Genomic DNA, 19802 nt, shown 5'->3' on the forward strand with positions numbered 1-19802 from the left:
TATCGGAGTAGCTCCACATCGATGAAGGGGTCGCAGCAATGCCGTTGGCCACGGTGCACGGAATCTCGTTGAACTACCAGGTCAAAGGGTCCGGTCCGCTGGTCGTCATGATCATGGGGACGGGGAGCCCGGGACGGGTGTGGGAACTGCACCAGGTGCCCGCGCTGGTGGCGGCCGGATACAAGGTGTGCACGTTCGACAATCGAGGCATCGCACCGTCCTTCGAGGCCGCCCAGGGCATGACCATCGACGATCTGGTGGGCGATACCGCCGGGCTCATCGAATTCCTCGGCGAGGGACCGGCCCTGGTGGTCGGGCAGTCCATGGGCTCGCGGGTGGCGCAGGAATTGGCGCTCGCCCGGCCGGATCTGGTGCGCAAGGCCGTCTTCATGGCCGGGCACGCACGGCTCGACCAGCTGCAGAAGACGCTGTCGCTCGGTGAGCACGAGCTGGACGCCTCCGGTGTGCGGCTGCCCGCCAAGTACGACGCGGCCGTCACCGCGCTCATGAACCTGTCTCCGGCGACCCTGGCGGACCCGCACGCGGGCCGCGACTGGCTGGACCTGTTCGAATTCACCGGCGGCCCGGCGACGCCCGGTGTGCGCGCACAGCGGCGGATGGATCACGACTTCGACCGCACGGCCGCCTACGGCAAGATCACCGTGCCCTGTCTGTCCCTCGGATTCGCCGATGACCGGATGATTCCGCCGTACCTGTCCCGCGAGGTCGCCGACGCCATTCCGGGCGCGCGCTACCAAGAGGTCCCGGATGCCGGGCACTACGGCTACCTGGAACGACCCGAGATCGTGAACAAGATCCTGCTGGAATTCTTCGCGGGCTGAAGGTAACCGCCCAGGCGTAACGTCCGCCTTGCTAGGGTCGAATCAACGTCGGGGGTTCGTCCTTGCGCTGCGGTACCCAAACCCAGCGGTCGGATGGTCCTTCAGCGTTCCTGTACACAGCGCCAGTATCCAGTGAGGTGAAATGAGCACCAATCCTTTCGATGACGAAGACGGCCGGTTCTTCGTCCTGGTCAACGACGAGGAACAGCATTCCCTGTGGCCGGCCTTCGCCGAGGTTCCGGCGGGTTGGCGGGTCGTGTTCGGCGAGGACTCGCGCGCCGCATGCGTCGAGTACGTCGAGAAGAATTGGACGGATATGCGTCCCAAGAGCCTTCGCGATGCCATGGCCGCCGATGACGCGGCACGTCAGGCGGCGCAGTCCTGATATTGGCGGTTGACCCGATACTGCGCAGGAACGGTTCCGGATGCGGCAGGTGGCGCCACAAGCGCCCCTGACGCAGTTCGGCTCGTCTCCTGACGGCTATCGATCGGCCCGGACGTCGGCTTTTCCGCGCAGCCGACCCACCCGGTTATGATCGACACCGCCTTCGCCTCTTTAGCTCAGTGGTAGAGCACTCGCCTTGTAAGCGAAAGGTCGTCAGTTCAATCCTGACAAGGGGCTCTGAACCGCCTTCCCGGGACTTCAACGGTCACTGGGGAGGCGGTTACGTTTTGCGCCGGGTCCGCGTTGATCGCTGGATCAGTTCGTGTCCACGCCTCCCAGGAAACTCCCAGCGGAGGTCCAGGAACTTTGACGCCCGAGGCAGCAGGATGAGGTCATGACAGGTGTGCCCGCGCCCCGTGAGGCCGAAGCCAAAGTGCTGGTGGTCGATGACGAACCGATGATCGTCGAGTTGTTGTCGGTGAGTTTGCGTTATCAGGGGTTCGAGGTGGCTACGGCCAGTAGTGGGACCGAGGGGCTGGATCGGGCGCGGATGTTCCGGCCGGATGCGCTCATCGTGGATGTGATGATGCCGGGGATGGACGGTTTCGGGCTGCTGCGGCGGTTGCGGGCGGACGGGATCGATGCCCCGGTGCTGTTCCTGACCGCGCGTGACGAGGTCGAGGACAAGATCACCGGATTGACCCTCGGCGCCGACGATTACGTGACCAAGCCGTTCAGCCTCGAGGAAGTGGTGGCCCGGCTGCGGGTGATCCTGCGGCGGGCGGGACGTGCCGCGCCGGAGGAGAAGTCGTCGCGGCTGCGGTTCGCCGATATCGAACTCGACGACGATACGCACGAGGTGTGGAAGGCTGGGGAGCCGATTCCGTTGTCGCCCACCGAATTCACGCTGCTGCGCTACTTCATGGTCAATGCCGGCACGGTGCTGAGCAAGCCGCGCATTCTGGATCACGTGTGGCGCTACGACTTCGGCGGTGAGGTCGGCGTGGTCGAGACCTATGTGTCCTACCTGCGGAAGAAGGTGGATACCGGGCCGGATCGGCTCATCCACACTTTGCGCGGGGTCGGTTACGTCATGAGGGAGCCGCATCGCAGGTCGGCTGCGAAGTGAGCCCACGCGCCCGGCTGTCGGATCGGCTCGCGGCCGTTCCGCTGCGAACCACGCTGGCGCTGGCGCTGGTTTCGCTGGCCGGGCTCGGATTGCTGGTCTCCGGTCTGGCCGTGACCTCACTCATGCGCAATGTGCTGCTGGGGCGGCTCGATCAGTCGCTCTACGATGCCGCGCACGGCTGGGCGCAGCCGGGGCTCACGCGCCCGGAGCCGCTGCCCACGCCGCCCGGCAAGCGGGAGCGGCCCGCGCAATTGCTCTATGTGCGCGTGGTGGATTCGTCCGGCAATCTGGTGCTGCACCTCGACGTGGGTTCGACGGAGCCCGATGTGCCCGCCGATCTCGGCCACCACCCCATCACCGTCGGCTCGATCGGTGACGGCGGCGAGCAGTGGCGGATCATGCGCACCACCAACCAATACGGCACCAGCACAGTCGGATTGCGGCTCGATGAGACCAAGGGCATTCTCGACCGGCTGATTCTGCTGCAGGCGGTGATCGGGGCGCTGGTGCTGGCGGCCCTGGCTGTTGTTGCGCGCCTGGTCATCCGGCGAAGTCTGAAGCCCCTGGGCGAAGTCGAGAGAACGGCGGCCGCCATTGCCGGCGGTGATCTGCATCAGCGAGTTCCGGTGCGCGGCAACGACACCGAGGTGGATCATCTGTCGCAATCGCTGAACACCATGCTGACCCAGATTCAGCAGGCGTTCGCGGCGACCGAGGCCTCCGAGGAGGGTGCGCGCCGGTCCGAGGCCAAGATGCGGCGGTTCATCGCCGATGCCAGTCATGAATTGCGCACGCCGCTGACCACCATCAAGGGGTTCTCGGAGCTGTATCGGCAGGGCGCGATCACCGAGCCCGGCATGCTCATGAATCGCATCGAGAGCGAATCCAAGCGGATGAGCCTGCTGGTGGAGGATCTGCTCATGCTGGCCCGGCTGGACGCGCAGCGGCCCGTCGAGCGGCGGCCGGTGGATCTGCTGGCGCTGGCCAGCGATGCGGTGCACAATGCCCGCGCACAGGCGGCGGTGCAGAATCCGGATGCGGAACCGCGCCCGATCGATCTGGAGATCCGTTCCGGCACGGGCACTCTGGAGATCGCGGGTGACGAGGCGCGACTGCGGCAGATCCTCGGCAATCTGGTGAGCAATGCCCTGGTGCACACCCCGCCCGATGCGGCGGTCACAGTGCGGCTCACGCCCTCCGAGCAGGAGGTGCTGATCGAGGTCATCGATACCGGGCCCGGCCTGGAGCCCGAACAGGCCGAGCGGGTCTTCGAACGCTTCTATCGCACCGACAGCTCCCGCAGTCGCGTGAGCGGCGGTACCGGACTGGGACTTTCGATCGTGCAGGCCCTGGTCACCGCGCACGACGGCGCGGTGTCCGTGGCCAGCACACCGGGCGCGGGCACCACGTTCAGCGTGTGCCTGCCCCGGACGGGTCAGTCGGGGACGTTGGCGCCGTAGCCGAGATCGCGCAGCGCCTGCTTGATCTTGGCCTGCGCCTCGTCCATGGATTCCTTGCTCGGCTCCGGATCGGCGCCGGTGATATCGAAGTCACCGAGTTCGAACGCCGGGAACACGTGCAGGTGCAGATGCGGCACCTCCAGCCCGGCGATGAGCAGGCCCGCGCGCGGGGCGTCCCAGGCCGCGCGGACGGCTTTACCGATGCGCTGGGCGACGGTGGTCATCCGGGAGAAGGTTTCGGGGTCGAGGTCCTGCCACTGGTCGATCTCCTTGCGCGGCACGACCAGGGTGTGCCCCTGCGTTACCGGGGCGATGGTCAGGAAAGCGACGAATTCATCGTCCTCCCAGACGAACCGCCCCGGCAGCTGACCTTCGATGATCAATGAGAAAACAGAAGCCATGCTCTATATTCTGCCCTTCGCTTCGCTGCGGGCGGGGTCGTGGCCCTGTTACCCCGTTCTTCCCTCACTGCGCTCGCCGCTGCGCGGCATTGCTCCGCTCAGTCCAGAACGGGGCGGGCCACGACCTTGGAGGGGGCGGAACCGGGGTGGGGCCGTGAACCGGCCGTGAGCACGTGGAGGGGAATGTCGGGGGCGTGCGCGAACCGCCCGGTGGCGAGCTCCGGGCACGCTTTAAGCTGTCTGCCGTGCGCGTACTCGTCATCGGTTCCGGAGCCCGTGAACATGCCCTCGCCCTGGCTCTGCGCCGGGACCCGGCGGTGACCGCGGTGGCGGTCGCGCCCGGTAATGCGGGGATTGCTCAACATGTCGAGGTGCGGGCGGTCGATCCCAGCTCCGGCGACGAGGTGGTCGCGCTGGCGCGGGAGTTGCAGTCCGACCTGGTGGTGATCGGTCCCGAGGTGCCGCTGGTGCTCGGTGTGGCCGATGCGGTGCGGGCCGCGGGCATTGCGGCCTTCGGGCCGTCGGCCGCCGCCGCGCGCATCGAGGGGTCCAAGGCTTTCGCCAAGGACGTCATGAACGCCGCGGGCGTGCGTACCGCGCACAGTGAGATCGTCGATCATCCGGGTGAGCTCGATGCCGCGCTCGATCGCTTCGGACCCACCTGGGTCGTGAAGGACGACGGGCTGGCCGCGGGCAAGGGCGTGGTGGTGACCGCCGATCGCCGGATCGCGCGTGACCACGGCGCGGAGCTGCTGGAGAACGGGCATCCGGTGCTGCTGGAGTCCTTCCTCGACGGTCCCGAGGTGTCGCTGTTCTGTCTTGTCGACGGCGAGAATGTGGTGGCGCTGCTGCCCGCCCAGGACCACAAGCGGGTCGGCGACGGCGATACCGGGCCCAATACCGGCGGCATGGGCGCGTACACGCCGCTGCCGTGGCTGACCGACGAGACGCTGCAGGCCATTGTCGACGATGTGGTGAAACCCGTTGCGGCCGAAATGGTCCGGCGCGGCGTGCCGTTCAGCGGCCTGCTGTACGCGGGGCTGGCCATCGGCCGGTCCGGGCCCGCGGTCATCGAATTCAACTGCCGCTTCGGCGATCCCGAGACCCAGGCCGTGCTGGCCCTGCTGGACAGCCCGCTCGGCGAGCTGCTGCACGCCACCGCCACCGGCACCCTCGATCAGGTCGCGCCGCCGCGCTGGAAGGACGGTTCGGCCGTCACCGTGGTGCTGGCCGCCGAGAACTACCCGGGGCGGCCGCGCAGCGGCGATGTCCTCTCGGGAGCCGAATCCTCCGGCGCCGGAACCGAATCCGAGGTGCTGCACGCCGGTACCGCGCAGCGTGCGGACGGCTCGATCGTCTCCGCGGGCGGGCGTGTGCTGGCCATTGTCGGGCAGGGCGCCGACCTCGCCGAGGCCCGCAAGAACGCCTACGACCGGCTCGCGGGCATCAAACTCCCGGGCGGCCACTACCGCACCGATATCGCCCTGGCCGCCACCGAGGGGCGGATCACCGTCCCCGCACCGGCGGTCTGACACCGAACTCCTTCGGCCCCTTACGGATTCCGTGAGGGGCCGAAGTTCTGTCCAGGTGGCTCAGGGGGTCAGCTGGATGCCGCGCTGGGCCAGCCACGGCTGCGGGTCCACGTGCTGGCCGTTGATGATGATCTCGAAATGCAGGTGCGGGCCGGTGGAGTCGCCGCGATTGCCGATGCGGGCGATCTGCATGCCGGCCGGGACGCGTTCGCCGACCGAGACGAAGAAGTCGTACATGTGGCCGTAGACGGAGATGGTGCCGTCATCGTGCCGGATACGCACCCACAGCCCGAAGCCCTGCGCCGGGCCCGCGTCGATGACCGTGCCCGCCGCGACCGCGTAGATCGGCGAACCGATCGGGGCGGCGATATCCACGCCCGCGTGGAAGGTGCCCCAGCGTGATCCGAATCCCGAGGTGAACGAGCCCTTCGCGGGGAGCGCGAAGCCGCCGATGCCGGGGATCGCGAATCCGGGCGGCAGGGTGGCGTCGGGGGCGGGTGTCGTGACCATCCACGGCTGCGGCTGACCGGACACCGCCGCGGCGGCTTCGGCCTTGGCCCGATCCAGGGTGTCGCGCGCGGCGGCGGAGACCACCGCCGACTCCCGCAGTCGCTCACCGTTGCTGATGGCATCGAGGTAGCGCTTCGTCGATGCGGGCACGGTATGTATCTGCAGCGGATTCGCCACCGGAACCCGCAGTGCCGTACCGGGTTCCACGGCGGCATCGATCGGAATGGCCCCCAGCGCACTGTCCGCCCCCGCGAAGACGAGCACCGCCACCACCCCGCCGATCAGGACCCGATGTCTGATCGCCCATGCCCGGGTCACCGGCCACTGCTGCCGTGCCTCGGCCTTCGTCTGCTCGACCAGCGCCCCGAACTCCGCCCGGGACCGTGGCCGCCGCGCCCACATGTCGACGCCCCGGGCGCGCACTATCGGCAGCTGTCCCCGCGCCCGTGCGGCGCCTCTCATCGATGCGTGCCCCGCCCGCGCCGCGTATTCGCGCAGCCGTGACGGCGGCTCCTCCGGCCCGGACAGGTGCGCTCTGACGCCCGGGGTATATCTGTCCACCCCGGCCCGGAACCCTTGCGCGTGCCGCTCGGAGTCGGCCCCGGTCTCCGATTCCGCGAACTCGGTCTCCGGGAGATTCACGGCATCGTTCCCGGCCGCCGACTCCTCGCGTCCCGGATCCGTGGCGGCGGGTGTCGCCGGTGCGTCGCCGTTCGCGCTGGTCCTGTCGGTGACGGCGGTCGATAGTCGTGCTGCCGAGTCCTCCTCGGCAGCTGCTGGTCCCCCCTGCATGCGAGCCTCCTCAGGCATTCCGGCGGCCATCTGCGGACAGCCGGGGGAGCGGGTGCTCTACCGTCTGTCGAGTGCGTATCGAATCTCGCCGGTCGACCATTCCACCTTTTTACGTGATGGATGTCTGGAAGGCAGCAGCTGAACGGGCGCGTTCCCACGGGGACGTTTTGGTATTGGCCGCGGGGCAGCCGTCCACGCCGGCCCCGCAGGCGGTATTGCGGGCCACCAAGGCGGCCATGGATTCCGAATTGCTCGGGTACACCGAGACTTTCGGGATCCTGCCGCTGCGGGAGGCCATTGCCGAGCATCATCGGAGCACCTACGGGGTCCAGGTGAGCGCCGAGGACGTGGTGGTGACGACCGGATCCTCCGGCGCGTTCACCCTGCTGTTCCTGGCCGCGTTCGATCTCGGGGACACCGTGGTGGTGGCGCGGCCGGGATATCCCGCCTACCGCAATACCCTCACCGCGCTGGGTTGCCGGGTGGTCGAGCTCGATTGCGGCCCGGAGACGCGTTTTCAGCCCACCGTGGCCATGCTCGAGGCGCTGCCGGAGCCGCCCGCGGGCCTGATCGTGGCGAGTCCGGCCAATCCGACCGGGACCATGATCGCCCCGTCGGAGCTGGCCGCGCTGGCGCGCTGGTGCGATGCGCACGGGACGCTGCTCATCTCGGACGAGATCTACCACGGGATCGTCTATGACACGGCGCTGTCCACGAGCACTGAACCGACCTCCTCCGCATGGGAGACCTCCCGTGAATCGGTGGTCATCGGATCGGTGTCCAAATACTTCTCCATGACGGGCTGGCGGCTCGGCTGGATGCTGGTGCCGGAGACCATGCGCCCGGCGCTGCAGCGGCTCGCCTCGAATATGACCGTATGCCCGCCCGCTATTTCGCAGTTCGCGGCCGTGCACGCTTTCGGCGCGGAGGCCAAGGCCGAACTCGACGGGCATGTGGCCCGCTATGCCGCCAATCGGCAGTTGCTGCTGACCGGTCTGCCGAAATTGGGCATCACCGATCTGGCTCCGGCGGACGGCGCCTTCTACGCATACGCGGATATTGCTCACCTGACCGATGATTCGATGCGATGGTGTACCGAGGTGCTCGACCACACGGGGGTGGCGCTTGCCCCGGGCATCGACTTCGACACGGTCAGCGGCACCCATACGGTGCGCTTCTCGTTCGCCGGAGCGAGCGCCGATATCGAAGAAGCACTGGACCGGTTGGAACGCTATCTGGCCTGAATTAGTCGCCGGAACGCCGTTCGAACCGGAATCACCACAGATCGCACAGATTTGGGTCAGATGAACCGATGATGACTGGCACGATTGCATCCGTGACCACTGCGACGACTCCGAAAGGCGAGAAGCGTCGCCAAGCGCTCGTGTGCGCTGCCGCCGAGCTGCTCCTCGAGGGCGGCTTCGAGGCCGTACGACACCGCTCGGTGGCGACGCGCGCGGATCTGCCGCTGGCGTCCACCACCTACTACTTCGAATCGCTGGAGGATCTGATCGCGCGTGCGGTCGAATTCTCCGGCAATGCCGAACTCGATGCCATGCGCCGCCGGGTCGGCGAGGTGACCCACCGCCGGCGCGGCGCCGAGGCGACCGTGGATCTGGTCCTGGATCTGCTCGTCGGCCCGGATATGGCCGACGAGGACGCGCGCGGCCAGCTCATCGCCCGCTACGAGCGCTCGGTGGCCTCCGCCCGCCATCCGGAGCTACGCGAAGTGCAGTTCCGACTACGCGCCCAGCTCGACGAACTGCTCGCCGACGTCCTGCGCCGCTCCGATCGCGTCGTACGCCCGGAACAGACCCGCCGGCTCGTGGCCGTGGTCGACGGCGCGGTGGTGACCGCACTCGGCGAACCCGATCCCCAGCCCCGGCGAATGGCCCGGGGCGCACTGCTGGAAGTGATCGACGTCGTCGCCCCGCCCGCCTAGAAATCGCGTCCTGCGGGGCCGGTAAGCTGGCACAACGTGAGCTCTGTGCCGAACGTCCTCGCTACTCGTTATGCCAGCCCCGCGCTGGTTCGGTTGTGGTCGCCCGAGAACAAGATCGTTCTCGAGCGGCGACTGTGGCTGGAGGTGCTGCGCGCTCAGTCCGAGCTGGGTATCGAGGTTCCGGCCGGGGTGGTCGAGGATTACGAGCGGGTGGTCGATCAGGTCGATCTGAAGTCGATCGCCGAGCGGGAGCGCGTGACCCGGCACGATGTGAAGGCGCGGATCGAGGAGTTCAATGCCCTTGCCGGGCATGAGCATGTGCACAAGGGCATGACCTCGCGCGACCTCACCGAGAATGTCGAGCAGCTGCAGATCCGGCTCTCGCTGGAGCACGTGTACGCGCACGGCGTGGCGATCGCGGCCCGGCTGACCGAGCGGGCCGCCGAGTACCAGTCGCTGGTGATGGCCGGCCGCTCGCACAATGTGGCGGCGCAGGCCACCACCCTCGGTAAGCGTTTCGCCTCCGCGGCCGATGAGCTGCTCATCGCGCTCACCCGCGTGCAGGAGCTGATCGACCGCTATCCGCTGCGCGGTATCAAGGGCCCGATGGGCACCGCGCAGGACATGCTCGATCTGCTGGACGGCGATGCGGCCAAGCTGGCGCAGCTGGAGCAGAAGGTGGCGCACCACCTCGGTTTCAAGAATGTCTTCACCAGTGTCGGCCAGGTGTACCCGCGCTCGCTGGATCACGATGTGCTCTCCGCCCTGGTCCAGATCGGTGCGGGCCCTTCGTCTTTCGCGCACACCATTCGCCTGATGGCCGGCAACGAACTCGTCACCGAGGGCTTCCAGAAGGGGCAGGTCGGTTCCTCGGCCATGCCGCACAAGATGAACTCCCGTTCCGCCGAGCGGGTCAACGGCCTGCAGGTCGTGCTGCGCGGCTACGCCTCCATGGGCGCCGAGCTGGCGGGCGCGCAGTGGAACGAGGGCGATGTGTTCTGCTCGGTGGTGCGCCGGGTCGCGCTGCCGGACGCCTTCTTCGCCGTCGACGGCATGATGGAGACCTTCCTGACCATCCTGGCCGAATTCGGCGCCTATCCGGCCGTCATCGGCCGTGAGCTGGATCGGTACCTGCCGTTCCTGGCCACCACCCGCCTGCTGATGGCGGCGGTCCGGGCCGGTGTGGGCCGGGAGACCGCGCACGAGGTCATCAAGGAGCACGCCGTGGCCGTGGCCCTGGACATGCGTGAGCAGGGCCGGGAGCCCGATCTGCTGGATCGCCTGGCCGCCGACGACCGCATGCCGCTGGATCGTGCCGCCCTGGACGCGGCGCTGGCCGATCGCTCCGCCTTCATCGGCGCGGCCGAGGCGCAGACCGCCGCGGTCATCGCGCAGGTGCAGAAGCTGGTCGACGCCAATCCGGAGGCCGCGCGCTACACCCCGGCCCCGATTCTGTAGGGACCGGCGAACTTTCGCTTCTCGACCCCGGCCGATCGGTCCGGGGTCGAGGTGTTTCTGGCAGGCTGCGGGTATGAATCCGTACACGATCTTCGCCGAAATCGTCGCCGGGCAGGCGCCTGCCAGCAAGGTGTACGAGGACGATGATGTGCTGGCGTTCATGGACATTCGTCCGGTGACGCCGGGGCATCTGCTGGTGATTCCGAAGATTCCGGCGCGCAGTCTGGCCGAACTGGATCCGGCCATGGGCGGCAAGCTCTTTCGGGTCGGGCAGCAGTTGGCGGCGGCGCTGCGCGCGTCCGAGGTGCAGTGCGACGGGGTGAACTTCTTCCTCGCAGACGGTGTCACAGCGGGGCAGGAGGTGTTCCATGTGCACCTGCATGTGATCCCGCGTACTCCGGGCGACGGTTTCGGGCTGCGGGCGCGGCCTACGTCACCGGTCCGTGCGGACCTGGATTACCTGGCCGGATCTATTCGCGGGGTATTAGAGCGCGCCGCTGGCAATTCATAGCCTTTCTGCATTAGCATATGCGAACCAATTGGTTTGCCAGGGACACGCCATCGACCGAATATTCCTCGCACCCCACGCGACTCGAGTTACGTTGGAACGCGATCGTGGTGGGCTGATGGAGGTGGGGCATGCGTAGAAGAGTTGTTTCCGCAGCGGTTTTAGCGGTAGCCGCAGGATTGCTCAGTCCGGCGTTAGCGCCACCCGCCACCGGCCATGCGGCCAGTGTCATCCGGGTCGACGACCTGAATGCCAACCGTTCCGCCATGTTCATCGATTCCCCCGCGATGGGCCGGACCATTCAGGTGCAGGTCCTGCATCCGGCCGGCGGCGGCTCCCGCTCGAGCTTCTATCTGCTCGACGGTCTCGATCCCGGCGCGACCCAGAGCACCTGGACCAATGCGACCGATGCCGAGCCCTTCTTCCGCGACAAGAACGTGAATGTGGTGCTGCCCATGGGCGGGCAGGCCAGCTACTACACCGACTGGATCGCCGATGATCCGCGCTTCGGCCGGTACAAGTGGGAAACCTTTCTGACAGAAGAGCTTCCGCCGCTCATCGACGACTATTTCTCCGGTAACGGGGTGAACGCCATAGGCGGGTTGTCCATGGGCGGCAATGCCGCCTTCACCCTCGCCGTGCGCCATCCGGACCTGTATCGCGCCGTCGCCGGCTACAGCGCCTGCCCGGACACCACCATCGCGCAGGGCGCGACCATGTTCTCCATCGCCAATCGCGGCGGCAATCCGTTCAATATGTGGGGCGGGCCCACCAGTCCGGCCTGGGCCGAACACAATCCGGCGCTGATGGCCGATCGGTTGCGCGGTAAGACCATCTACCTGTCCACCGGCACCGGCCTGCCCGGCCCGCACGAGCTGGAGATCAAACCGCAGCTGCCGGAGAACATCTTCTTCGGCGGTCCCATCGAATTCGGTGTGAACGCCTGCGTCGACACCTTCGCGCAGCGGCTGCGGGATCTGAATATCCCTGCGCGCGTGGACTACAGCCCGGTGGGCACGCACTCCTGGTCGTACTGGCAGGACGGGCTGCACGATTCCTGGCCGACCATCGCCGGGGCGATCGGCGCCTAGCCGCGGGGCGATCGGTGCCCGGCAGTGCGGGCGCCGATCTGTTCCCCGGCGCGAATCAGGCTCCGGGACGGTTGAATTCGCCGTCCTTGGCGCCTGCCACGAACGCCCGCCACTCCCCGGGGGTGAACACCAGCACCGGCCCGTCCGGGTTGCGGGAATCCCGCAGGCCGATATTCCCGCTGGATAGGAAGGCGATTTCGACGCCCTCCGCATTGTCGTCGCCACGGCGCCAGACGGCGTCGGACTCGATCTCGCGATTCTTCGCTGTTTCCAACTCCGGACTCCCTGTGCGATGAGCGGCGAGTACTGGACGGTGATGTGGATCGCACTCATAATGCCAGTGTTTGCGCGACCTCCGGATCGGATATTCCATTCTCTGTGAGCGGAAGGAGGTCAGCGATGCGCACGCCATGGTCCCAGCAGCGAGCCGCCCCCGTCTGCGACAGCTGCGACTCCGTTCCGGAGCGATTCACCGTAGAGCTGGCGGACAGCATCCTGCAGATCCATCGCAGCTGTCCCACCGATCAATGCGCCCGGCGCAAGGCCGCGGTCTTCTACCTCTACGAGCAGTGCCCGCACGTGGCACCGGCCCGGCGCCGCCGCGCCTGACCGGCGAATCTCGCGATGAGGTGGCAGGGTCTGCGACCTGGTGCGCCCGCACACCACTAACCTGGTCGCCATGGCTCTGGACAGCAGTGGTAGCGCGACCTCCAATCCCGGCGCGGTTATTTCGGCGCCGATCGCCAAGCGGGTGCCGACCGAGCGTGTGCACCACGGTGATGTCTTCGTAGACGACTACGAATGGTTGCGGGAGAAGAAGAATCCCGAGGTCATCTCCTATCTGGAGGCGGAGAACGCCTTTACGGATTCGCAGACGGCGGCACTGGCCCCGCTGCGCGAGAAGATCTACGACGAGATCAAGGGGCGCACGCGGGAGACCGATCTGTCGCTGCCCACCCGTATGGGCAAGTACTGGTACTACTCGCGCAGTTTCGAAGGTAAGCAGTACGGCGTGTTCTGCCGCTGCCCGATCGCCGATGCGGACGACTGGACGCCGCCGCTGCTGGAGGTCGGTGTCGATATCCCGGGCGAGCAGGTGCTGCTGGATTCGAACGAATTGGCCGAGGGCCACGAATTCTTCTCACTCGGCGCCTCCTCGCTGAGCCAGGCGGGCGATCTGCTGGCCTACTCGGTGGATACGGTCGGCGATGAGCGCTACACCATGCGCTTCAAGAACGTCGAGACCGGCGAGCTGCTGCCCGACGAGATCCCGGGGACCGCGGGCGGCGCGACCTGGTCGCTGGACGGCACGCATATCTTCTATGTGACCGTGGACGAATCCTGGCGGCCCGACAGCGTCTGGCGCCACCGGCTCGGTACCGGCAAGGACGCCGACGTCAAGGTTTTCCACGAGGCGGACGAGCGCTTCGGTGTCGGTGTCGGCTCCACCCGCTCGGAGAAGTTCCTGGTGATCGGGACCGATTCCAAGCTGACCAGCGAGTTCTTATTCCTGGAGTCCGATAATCCGGAGGGCGATTTCCGGGTGCTGCTGCCGCGCCGTGAGGGCGTGTCGTACTCGTCGGTCGACCATGCGGTCATCGGTGGCGAGGACAAACTGCTGATCATGCACAACGACGTGGTGGACGGGGTGAAGGCGGAGAACTTCGTGCTCGCCGTGGCGCCGCTCGCCGATCCGGCGGATCAGACGATTCTGATTCCGCATCGCGCGGAGGTGCGGCTCGAGGACATCGACTGCTTCTCCGACAAACTGGTGCTCAGTTACCGTCGCGAGGCGCTGCCGCGAGTTGCCGTGTGGCCCTTGACTTCCGAGGGCTTCGGCGAGCTGGAGGAGGTCGATTTCGGGCTGACGCTGTTCTCCGCCGGACTCGGCGGCAATCCGGAGTGGGAAACACCGACCCTGCGGATGGGGCTCACCTCCTTCATCACGCCGACACAGGTTTTCGACTATGTGCCGGAGACGAAGGAGCTGCTGCTGCGCAAGGAGCAGGTGGTTCTCGGCGACTACAACGCGGCTGACTACGAGCAGCGCCGCGATTGGGCGGTGGCCTCGGACGGCACCCGCATCCCCATCTCCATCGTGCAGCGCAAGGATGCCCCGGCGGGTCCGAAACCGTTGCTGCTCTACGGATACGGCTCCTACGAGGCCAGCATCGATCCGGGCTTCTCGATCGCCCGGCTGTCGGTGCTCGATCGCGGCATGGTGTTCGTGGTCGCGCATGTGCGCGGCGGCGGTGAGATGGGCCGGTTCTGGTACGACCAGGGCAAGATGCTCACCAAGAAGAACACCTTCACCGATTTCCTCTCCTGCGCACGGCATCTCGTCGATACCGGCGTCACCACACCGGATCGGATGGTCGCCGACGGCGGCAGTGCGGGCGGGCTGCTCATGGGTGCGGTGGCCAATCTCGCGCCCGAGCTCTTCGCGGGCATTCTCACCAGTGTGCCGTTCGTGGACCCGCTGACCTCCATGCTGCTTCCGGAGCTGCCGCTCACCACCTCCGAATGGGAGGAGTGGGGAAATCCCTTGGACGACAAGGACGTCTACGACTACATGAAGTCCTACTCGCCGTACGAGAACGTCGAGGCCAAGGACTATCCGGCGATCCTCGCCATGACCGGTCTCAATGACACCCGGGTGTACTACGTGGAACCGGCCAAGTGGGTCGCGAAGCTGCGCGCCACCAAGACCGGCGATTCCCAGCTCATCCTCAAGACCGATATGACCTCCGGGCACGGCGGTCCCAGTGGCCGCTACGAGCGGTGGAAGGAAATCGCCTTCGAATACTCCTGGCTGCTCGGCACGGTCGGTCTGGCCGAGGTCGAGCCGGCGGTCTGATCCGGGGCGGGGTTCGGGGGAGTGCCCCCGGACCCCGCTGCTATTTCGGGAGTTCCGTGGAAGGCACTGCCGCGGTGGCACTGTGGGTGAATCCGCCCGCTTCCTTGCGGGTGAGCGAGGTGCTGAGCGGATGGGCATTGAGCTGCTGCAGGCCGCGCACCACATCCGTGAGCAGCAGATCGGCCATATCGCGGGTGAAGCCGTGCCGCAGCACCGCCCGCATGATGGTCTCGTCCTCGCGGTCGGCGGGCAGCGGATATGCCGCGATCAGCCAGCCGCGGGTGCGCAGCCGGTCGGACAGGTCGTAGAGGTTGAAATTGCGTTCGCCGGTCAGCCGCCAGGAGACCGCGGTGATGCCGCGCTCCGGATGGCCGTCGTGGATCATCTCGAACATGCCCAGCTCGACCAGCCCCGCCGCGAGATGCTGGGCGGCCAGGTAGATCGCCGTCTGCACCTTGCGATAGCCGGTGCGGCCCAGGCGGATGAAGTCGTAGTACTGGGTGATGACCTGCCCGCCGGGGCGGGAGAAATTGAGATTGAAGGTGGCCATGCTGCCGCCCAGGTAATCCACGTCGAAGATGAGTTCCTTGGGCAGATCGGCGGCGCTGCGCCACATGGCCCAGCCCGCGCCCAGTGGCGCCAGGCCGGTCTTGTGCCCGGAGGCATTGATCGATTTCACGCGCGGCAGCCGGAAATCCCACACCAGATCGGGTGCGCAGAACGGGGCGAGGAAGCCGCCGCTGGCCGCGTCCACATGCATGGGAATGTCGAGGCCGGTCTTCTGCTGCAGATCGTCGAGGGCCTTGCTGATGCCGGCGACATCCTCGAACAGGCCGGTGAAGGTCTGCCCGAAGGTGGGCACCACCATGATGGTGTTGGCATCGCAGTAGGCGGCCACATCGTCCGGATGCATGGTGAGCCGGTTGCCGCGCAAGGGGATCTGGCGGATCTCCACATCGAAGTAGCGGGCGAATTTCTCCCAGCACACCTGGACCGGTCCGCAGACGAAATTGGGGGTGCCGGTGCCGCCGCGCTTGCGCCAGCGGAATTTCGCGGCCAGCCCGCCGAGCATCGCGGCCTCGCTGGATCCGGTGGTGGAGGTGCCGAGGGTGGTCTCCGGATCGGGCGCATGCCACAGATCGGCGATCATGCGGACGCAGCGCCGCTCGAGTTCGGCGGTCTGCGGGTATTCGTCCTTGTCGACGATGTTCTTGCCGATGGCCTCGTCCATGAGCCGCCGGGCCTGGTCGTCGACCCAGGTGGTGCAGAAGGTGGCCAGATTCATCCGGGAGACGCCGTCCAGCAGCAGTTCGCCGTGCACGATCTCGTAGGCCGCGTCGGGATCCATTTCCACGGCGGGGAAGCCGGCCTTGGGTGCGCCGCGGCTCAGGCCGGGCAGGGAGAATACGTCGTCGTCTGCTTCCGGATTGCCTGTCATGCAGCCTCCAGCGTCGGTACTAGCCAAATGTTTGCTGAATATTTCCGAACGCTTGTCGATTCATGAAAATGGTTGATGTGTAGACCGTTTCATCATCAATCGATAGTTGCTGTGCAGTTACTATCAAGCGCTATGGATTATCAGCATGTCATAGGGCGAGTGCTGTCCGCCACGGTGCCACGCGGGGGGCGGACATGGCAACGGTGACTGCGCCGAAGGCCACCACCAAATACCTGTCCTGGGTGACGCTGGCCCTGATGACCACCAGTTCGGTGGCCAGTCTGCGGGCCTCGCCGACCATGGCGGTGTACGGCCTGGCGTGCGTATTCCTCTATCTGATTCCGGCGCTGCTGTTCCTGCTGCCGACCGCTTTCGTGGCGGCGGAGCTGGCCTCGGGATGGGCCGGCGGGGTGTACAAATGGGTCGGCGAGGGGCTGTCGCAGCCGATGGGATTTCTGGCGGTGTGGTGCCAGTTCGCCATGACCATTTTCTATTACCCGAGCCTGCTGGCCTATGTGGCAAGCACTTTCGCATACATCATCGATCCGTCGCTGGCGGCCAACGGCACCTATGTGGCCGTGGTCATCATCACCATCTACTGGGTGGCGGTATTCGTCTCCTCGCAGGGCACCAAAACCGTTGCGGGACTGTCGAGTATGGGGCTCATCATCGGCACGCTGATTCCGGGCGCGCTGCTGGTGGCGCTGGGCCTGGTCTTCCTGGCGCAGGGCAATCCGTCGGCCGCGCCGATGGACGGGGGTCATCTGCTGCCCGCGTGGACCGGTCTGGCCAGCCTGGTGCTCATCGTGAACAACTTCCTGTCCTACGCGGGCATGGAGATGAACGCGGTGCACGTGTCCTCGCTGAAGAATCCGGGCAGGGAGTATCCGAGGGCCATGGCCTTGGCCGTATGCCTGGTGCTGCTGATCTTCATCGTGCCCGCCGTGGTGATCAGCTGGGTGGTGCCGTCCGAGAATCTGAGCCTCACCGCCGGTGTCATGCAGGCCTTCGACGGCTTCTTCCATCACTTCGGCATCGGTTTCCTGACACCGATACTGGGTGTGATGCTGGTGGCGGCGGCGCTCGGCGGCATGCTCACCTGGCTGGCCGGACCCTCCAAGGGGCTGCTGCTCATCGGCCGCCAGGAGGGCTATCTGCCGCCGATCCTGACACGGCTGAACAAGCATGGCGTGCAACAGAACATGCTCGTCGCACAGGGTGTGGTGACCACGCTGCTGGCGCTGCTGTACGCCTTCATCCCCGATGTCTCCAGCGCCTACTGGATCCTCTCGGTGATCACCACCCAGGTGTACCTGATCATGTACGTGCTCATGTTCGCCGCCGCGATTCGCCTGCGCCGCAACCGGCCCGATCATCCGCGCGGCTATCGGGCGCCGGCGCTGGCCGCGCTGTGCGGGCTGGGCGCGACCTCGTCGGTGGCGGCCTTCCTCATCGGCTTCGTACCGCCCTCGCAGTACGGCAGCGGCAATGCGCTGAGCTATGTCGTGCTCATCGGGCTCGGCATGGGCATTGTCGGGCTGCTGATTCCGTACCTGTTCCTGCGCCTGCGCCGACCCGGCTGGAAGATCGACGCACCCGAGGAGGCCATCGCATGACGACCGTGCATCCCGGCGCCCCCGATGAGACACGACGCCTCGTCTACCTGGCGGTGGCGGCCGTGCTGGTGGTCATCGCGGTCATCGGCGCGATCGCCTTCCACCGCGATCGGGACAGCGATATCGCGCTGCGCCGGGCGCAGGTGCTGCAATCGCGTTTGATCGCAGCCGGTTTCACCTCGCCGGAGCCGGAGGTCATCGCCGATTCGCTCGGTGCGGACGGCGGACTGGTGTGCCAGGATCCGCACTCGCCGCTCATCAGGGCCCAGTATCAGGCGGCGATCACCAATGGCGCCGGCGGCCCCGGCGCGCGTCCGGTCATCGCCGAGCGCGATGTCTTCACCGCCACCTCGATTGCCATCGAAACCTATTGCCCGGACAAGCTCGCCGCGTATCTGGAGGAGACTGGCAACCTGAAGAAGGCACAGTGAAATCGGGATACGGAGCACTGATGGAGGAGACGAGATGACCGATACCGAAGCGCTGCGGTCCGCGGTGCGGGAACTCATGCCGCGGGCGAAAAGCGATCTCACCGAACTTGTTTCGTACAGGTCCGTCTACGACGCGCGGCAGTTCCCGGTGGAGGAATGCCACCGGGCCGCGCAGTGGGTCGCGGATGCCTTTGCGGCCGAGGGCTTTCCCGAGGTCGGGCTGCACGAGACGCCGGACGGCAGCAATGCGGTGGTCGCGCGCTATCCGGCTCCGCCCGGTGCGCCGACGATCATGCTCTACTGCCACTACGACGTGCAGCCGCCGCTCGGTGATGCCGAATGGAAGACTCCCGTCTGGGAGCTCACCGAGAAGGACGGCCGCTGGTACGGCCGCGGCAGCGCCGACTGCAAGGGCAATATCGTCACGCACCTCACCGCCCTGCGCGCGCTGCGGCAGGTGTCCGGCGATGCGTTTCCGGTCGGATTGACGCTGGTGGCAGAGGGTTCCGAGGAGCAGGGCACCGGCGGGCTGGAGGCCTTCGTACCGGAGAACGCGGAGCTGCTGCGCGCGGACACCCTGCTGATCTGCGACTGCGGCAATGTCGCGGTCGGCGTGCCGACCTTCACGCAGACCCTGCGCGGCAATGTGAATGTGGTGGTGACCGTCGAAACCCTGTCCGGCTCCATGCATTCCGGCATGTTCGGCGGTCCCGCCCCCGATGCGCTGGCGGCGCTCATCCAGCTGCTGTCCACCCTGCGCGACGCCGACGGCAATACCACCGTCGACGGTCTCACCGGTGACCAGAAGTGGGACGGCGCGCAGTACCCCGAGGACCAATTCCGTTCCGACGCCGGTGTTCTCGACGGCGTCGATCTGCTCGGCAGCGGCACCGTCTCCGACATGCTGTGGGCGCGACCGGCACTCACCGTGCTCGGCATGGATGTGCCACCGGTGGTGGGCTCCGCGGCCGCCATCCAGCCCAGGGCTCGGGCCCGCCTGAATCTGCGCATCCCGCCCGGCACCGATCCGCAGCAGGCGCTGAAAGCCCTTACCGCGCACCTGCAATCGCATACGCCGTGGCATGCCGAGCTGACCATCGAGACCGAGGCCACCGGCTCCCCGTTCGTCGGCAGCACGCACGGCCCCGCCCGCACCGCCATGGAGGCCGCCTTCGCCGCCGCCTACGGCCGCCCCTCCACCACCTCGGGCCAGGGCGGCTCCATCCCGCTCTGCAATGTCTTCGCCGACACCTACCCCGATGCCGAGATCATGCTCATGGGCGTCGAAGAGCCCACATGCCTGATCCACGCACCCAACGAAAGCGTCGACCCCACCGAGATCGAGCACATGGCCTTGGCCGAGGCGCTCTTCCTCGCCTCCTACACCGGGTAGACGGATACAGAACCGCG

The 19802-nt window shown here is 66.9% G+C and carries 19 protein-coding genes and 1 tRNA gene; 16 read left to right on the plus strand and 4 right to left on the minus strand.

What is annotated here, in order from left to right; genetic code table 11:
- Positions 1 to 38 precede the first annotated feature (38 nt).
- The 5 genes from OG326_RS05115 to OG326_RS05135 all read left to right on the plus strand — a co-directional run bounded on the left by OG326_RS05115 (position 39) and on the right by OG326_RS05135 (position 3816).
- Complete coding sequence (locus OG326_RS05115) at positions 39 to 842, plus strand: alpha/beta fold hydrolase (RefSeq protein WP_327143460.1); 804 nt, start codon at positions 39 to 41, stop codon at positions 840 to 842.
- Between the two features lie 142 nt (positions 843 to 984).
- Positions 985 to 1227, plus strand: a complete 243-nt coding sequence (locus tag OG326_RS05120; RefSeq protein ID WP_019931522.1) for an MbtH family protein — start codon at positions 985 to 987, stop codon at positions 1225 to 1227.
- Positions 1228 to 1392: 165 nt separating this feature from the next.
- Positions 1393 to 1464 (plus strand) — tRNA-Thr (locus tag OG326_RS05125).
- Between the two features lie 157 nt (positions 1465 to 1621).
- Positions 1622 to 2356: a response regulator transcription factor gene (locus tag OG326_RS05130; RefSeq protein ID WP_297623373.1), complete on the plus strand. Its 735-nt coding sequence runs from the start codon at positions 1622 to 1624 to the stop codon at positions 2354 to 2356.
- A complete protein-coding gene (locus tag OG326_RS05135) occupies positions 2353 to 3816 on the plus strand; it encodes a sensor histidine kinase (protein ID WP_327143461.1) in 1464 nt (487 codons plus the stop codon). The genes OG326_RS05130 and OG326_RS05135 overlap by 4 nt, the downstream gene beginning before the upstream one ends.
- On the opposite strand, the gene OG326_RS05140 is transcribed toward OG326_RS05135, so the two are convergent.
- The gene (locus OG326_RS05140) at positions 3792 to 4217 is read right to left on the minus strand and encodes an HIT family protein (protein ID WP_297623368.1); all 426 of its coding nucleotides are present in this window, start codon (positions 4215 to 4217) and stop codon (positions 3792 to 3794) included. The genes OG326_RS05135 and OG326_RS05140 overlap by 25 nt on opposite strands.
- Before the next feature lie 245 nt (positions 4218 to 4462).
- Between OG326_RS05140 and purD the strand changes: the two genes are divergently transcribed.
- Positions 4463 to 5749 (plus strand): phosphoribosylamine--glycine ligase, encoded by a 1287-nt coding sequence (gene purD, locus OG326_RS05145; protein WP_327143462.1) that lies wholly within the window; start codon positions 4463 to 4465, stop codon positions 5747 to 5749.
- 60 nt (positions 5750 to 5809) lie between these two features.
- On the opposite strand, the gene OG326_RS05150 is transcribed toward purD, so the two are convergent.
- On the minus strand, positions 5810 to 6721 hold the full coding sequence (locus OG326_RS05150; protein ID WP_442791008.1) for a M23 family metallopeptidase: 912 nt from the start codon (positions 6719 to 6721) through the stop codon (positions 5810 to 5812).
- Positions 6722 to 7122: 401 nt separating this feature from the next.
- On the opposite strand from OG326_RS05150, the gene OG326_RS05155 reads away from it, so the two are divergent.
- The 5 genes from OG326_RS05155 to OG326_RS05175 all read left to right on the plus strand — a co-directional run bounded on the left by OG326_RS05155 (position 7123) and on the right by OG326_RS05175 (position 12050).
- Complete coding sequence (locus OG326_RS05155) at positions 7123 to 8295, plus strand: pyridoxal phosphate-dependent aminotransferase (protein ID WP_327143463.1); 1173 nt, start codon at positions 7123 to 7125, stop codon at positions 8293 to 8295.
- Positions 8296 to 8387: 92 nt separating this feature from the next.
- Complete coding sequence (locus OG326_RS05160; RefSeq protein WP_327143464.1) at positions 8388 to 8993, plus strand: TetR/AcrR family transcriptional regulator; 606 nt, start codon at positions 8388 to 8390, stop codon at positions 8991 to 8993.
- A 36-nt stretch (positions 8994 to 9029) separates the two neighbouring features.
- The gene (purB, locus tag OG326_RS05165; protein ID WP_327143465.1) at positions 9030 to 10451 is read left to right on the plus strand and encodes an adenylosuccinate lyase; all 1422 of its coding nucleotides are present in this window, start codon (positions 9030 to 9032) and stop codon (positions 10449 to 10451) included.
- A 73-nt stretch (positions 10452 to 10524) separates the two neighbouring features.
- Positions 10525 to 10962 (plus strand): HIT family protein, encoded by a 438-nt coding sequence (locus tag OG326_RS05170; RefSeq protein WP_327143466.1) that lies wholly within the window; start codon positions 10525 to 10527, stop codon positions 10960 to 10962.
- 128 nt (positions 10963 to 11090) lie between these two features.
- Positions 11091 to 12050: an alpha/beta hydrolase gene (locus OG326_RS05175; RefSeq protein WP_327143467.1), complete on the plus strand. Its 960-nt coding sequence runs from the start codon at positions 11091 to 11093 to the stop codon at positions 12048 to 12050.
- A 55-nt stretch (positions 12051 to 12105) separates the two neighbouring features.
- Here OG326_RS05175 and OG326_RS05180 read toward each other — a convergent pair whose 3' ends face one another.
- On the minus strand, positions 12106 to 12324 hold the full coding sequence (locus tag OG326_RS05180; RefSeq protein WP_442790917.1) for a DUF397 domain-containing protein: 219 nt from the start codon (positions 12322 to 12324) through the stop codon (positions 12106 to 12108).
- Between the two features lie 125 nt (positions 12325 to 12449).
- Between OG326_RS05180 and OG326_RS05185 the strand changes: the two genes are divergently transcribed.
- Together OG326_RS05185 and OG326_RS05190 are read left to right on the plus strand one after the other, a co-directional pair.
- Positions 12450 to 12659: a hypothetical protein gene (locus OG326_RS05185; protein ID WP_327143468.1), complete on the plus strand. Its 210-nt coding sequence runs from the start codon at positions 12450 to 12452 to the stop codon at positions 12657 to 12659.
- Between the two features lie 70 nt (positions 12660 to 12729).
- Entirely contained in the window at positions 12730 to 14907 is a 2178-nt protein-coding gene (locus tag OG326_RS05190) for a S9 family peptidase (RefSeq protein ID WP_327143469.1), read from the plus strand.
- A 40-nt stretch (positions 14908 to 14947) separates the two neighbouring features.
- Here OG326_RS05190 and OG326_RS05195 read toward each other — a convergent pair whose 3' ends face one another.
- A complete protein-coding gene (locus OG326_RS05195) occupies positions 14948 to 16345 on the minus strand; it encodes a glutamate decarboxylase (RefSeq protein ID WP_327143470.1) in 1398 nt (465 codons plus the stop codon).
- 194 nt (positions 16346 to 16539) lie between these two features.
- Between OG326_RS05195 and OG326_RS05200 the strand changes: the two genes are divergently transcribed.
- From OG326_RS05200 to OG326_RS05210, 3 genes are read left to right on the plus strand one after another with little or no spacing between them, the layout of a single operon-like run.
- Positions 16540 to 17961 carry an APC family permease gene (locus OG326_RS05200; protein WP_327143471.1) on the plus strand — a complete coding sequence of 474 codons (1422 nt, stop codon included), beginning with the start codon at positions 16540 to 16542 and terminating at the stop codon, positions 17959 to 17961.
- Positions 17958 to 18392, plus strand: a complete 435-nt coding sequence (locus OG326_RS05205; RefSeq protein WP_327143472.1) for a hypothetical protein — start codon at positions 17958 to 17960, stop codon at positions 18390 to 18392. Before OG326_RS05200 ends, OG326_RS05205 begins: the two co-directional genes overlap by 4 nt.
- Positions 18393 to 18426: 34 nt before the next feature.
- Positions 18427 to 19785, plus strand: a complete 1359-nt coding sequence (locus tag OG326_RS05210) for a dipeptidase (RefSeq protein ID WP_327143473.1) — start codon at positions 18427 to 18429, stop codon at positions 19783 to 19785.
- Positions 19786 to 19802: the final 17 nt, after the last annotated feature.

Source organism: Nocardia sp. NBC_01327, assembly GCF_035958815.1.
Taxonomy (GTDB): Bacteria; Actinomycetota; Actinomycetes; order Mycobacteriales; family Mycobacteriaceae; genus Nocardia.

What these genes read in the sequence shown, in the direction of transcription:
- OG326_RS05115 (WP_327143460.1), top strand. Translation starts at nt 39, where the DNA reads ATGCCGTTGGCCACGGTGCACGGAATCTCGTTGAACTACCAGGTCAAA.
- OG326_RS05120 (WP_019931522.1), top strand. Translation starts at nt 985, where the DNA reads ATGAGCACCAATCCTTTCGATGACGAAGACGGCCGGTTCTTCGTCCTG.
- OG326_RS05200 (WP_327143471.1), top strand. Translation starts at nt 16,540, where the DNA reads ATGGCAACGGTGACTGCGCCGAAGGCCACCACCAAATACCTGTCCTGG.
- OG326_RS05150 (WP_442791008.1), bottom strand. Translation starts at nt 6,721, where the DNA reads ATGAGAGGCGCCGCACGGGCGCGGGGACAGCTGCCGATAGTGCGCGCC.
- OG326_RS05185 (WP_327143468.1), top strand. Translation starts at nt 12,450, where the DNA reads ATGCGCACGCCATGGTCCCAGCAGCGAGCCGCCCCCGTCTGCGACAGC.
- OG326_RS05140 (WP_297623368.1), bottom strand. Translation starts at nt 4,217, where the DNA reads ATGGCTTCTGTTTTCTCATTGATCATCGAAGGTCAGCTGCCGGGGCGG.
- OG326_RS05170 (WP_327143466.1), top strand. Translation starts at nt 10,525, where the DNA reads ATGAATCCGTACACGATCTTCGCCGAAATCGTCGCCGGGCAGGCGCCT.
- OG326_RS05130 (WP_297623373.1), top strand. Translation starts at nt 1,622, where the DNA reads ATGACAGGTGTGCCCGCGCCCCGTGAGGCCGAAGCCAAAGTGCTGGTG.
- OG326_RS05175 (WP_327143467.1), top strand. Translation starts at nt 11,091, where the DNA reads ATGCGTAGAAGAGTTGTTTCCGCAGCGGTTTTAGCGGTAGCCGCAGGA.
- OG326_RS05210 (WP_327143473.1), top strand. Translation starts at nt 18,427, where the DNA reads ATGACCGATACCGAAGCGCTGCGGTCCGCGGTGCGGGAACTCATGCCG.
- OG326_RS05190 (WP_327143469.1), top strand. Translation starts at nt 12,730, where the DNA reads ATGGCTCTGGACAGCAGTGGTAGCGCGACCTCCAATCCCGGCGCGGTT.
- OG326_RS05205 (WP_327143472.1), top strand. Translation starts at nt 17,958, where the DNA reads ATGACGACCGTGCATCCCGGCGCCCCCGATGAGACACGACGCCTCGTC.
- OG326_RS05195 (WP_327143470.1), bottom strand. Translation starts at nt 16,345, where the DNA reads ATGACAGGCAATCCGGAAGCAGACGACGACGTATTCTCCCTGCCCGGC.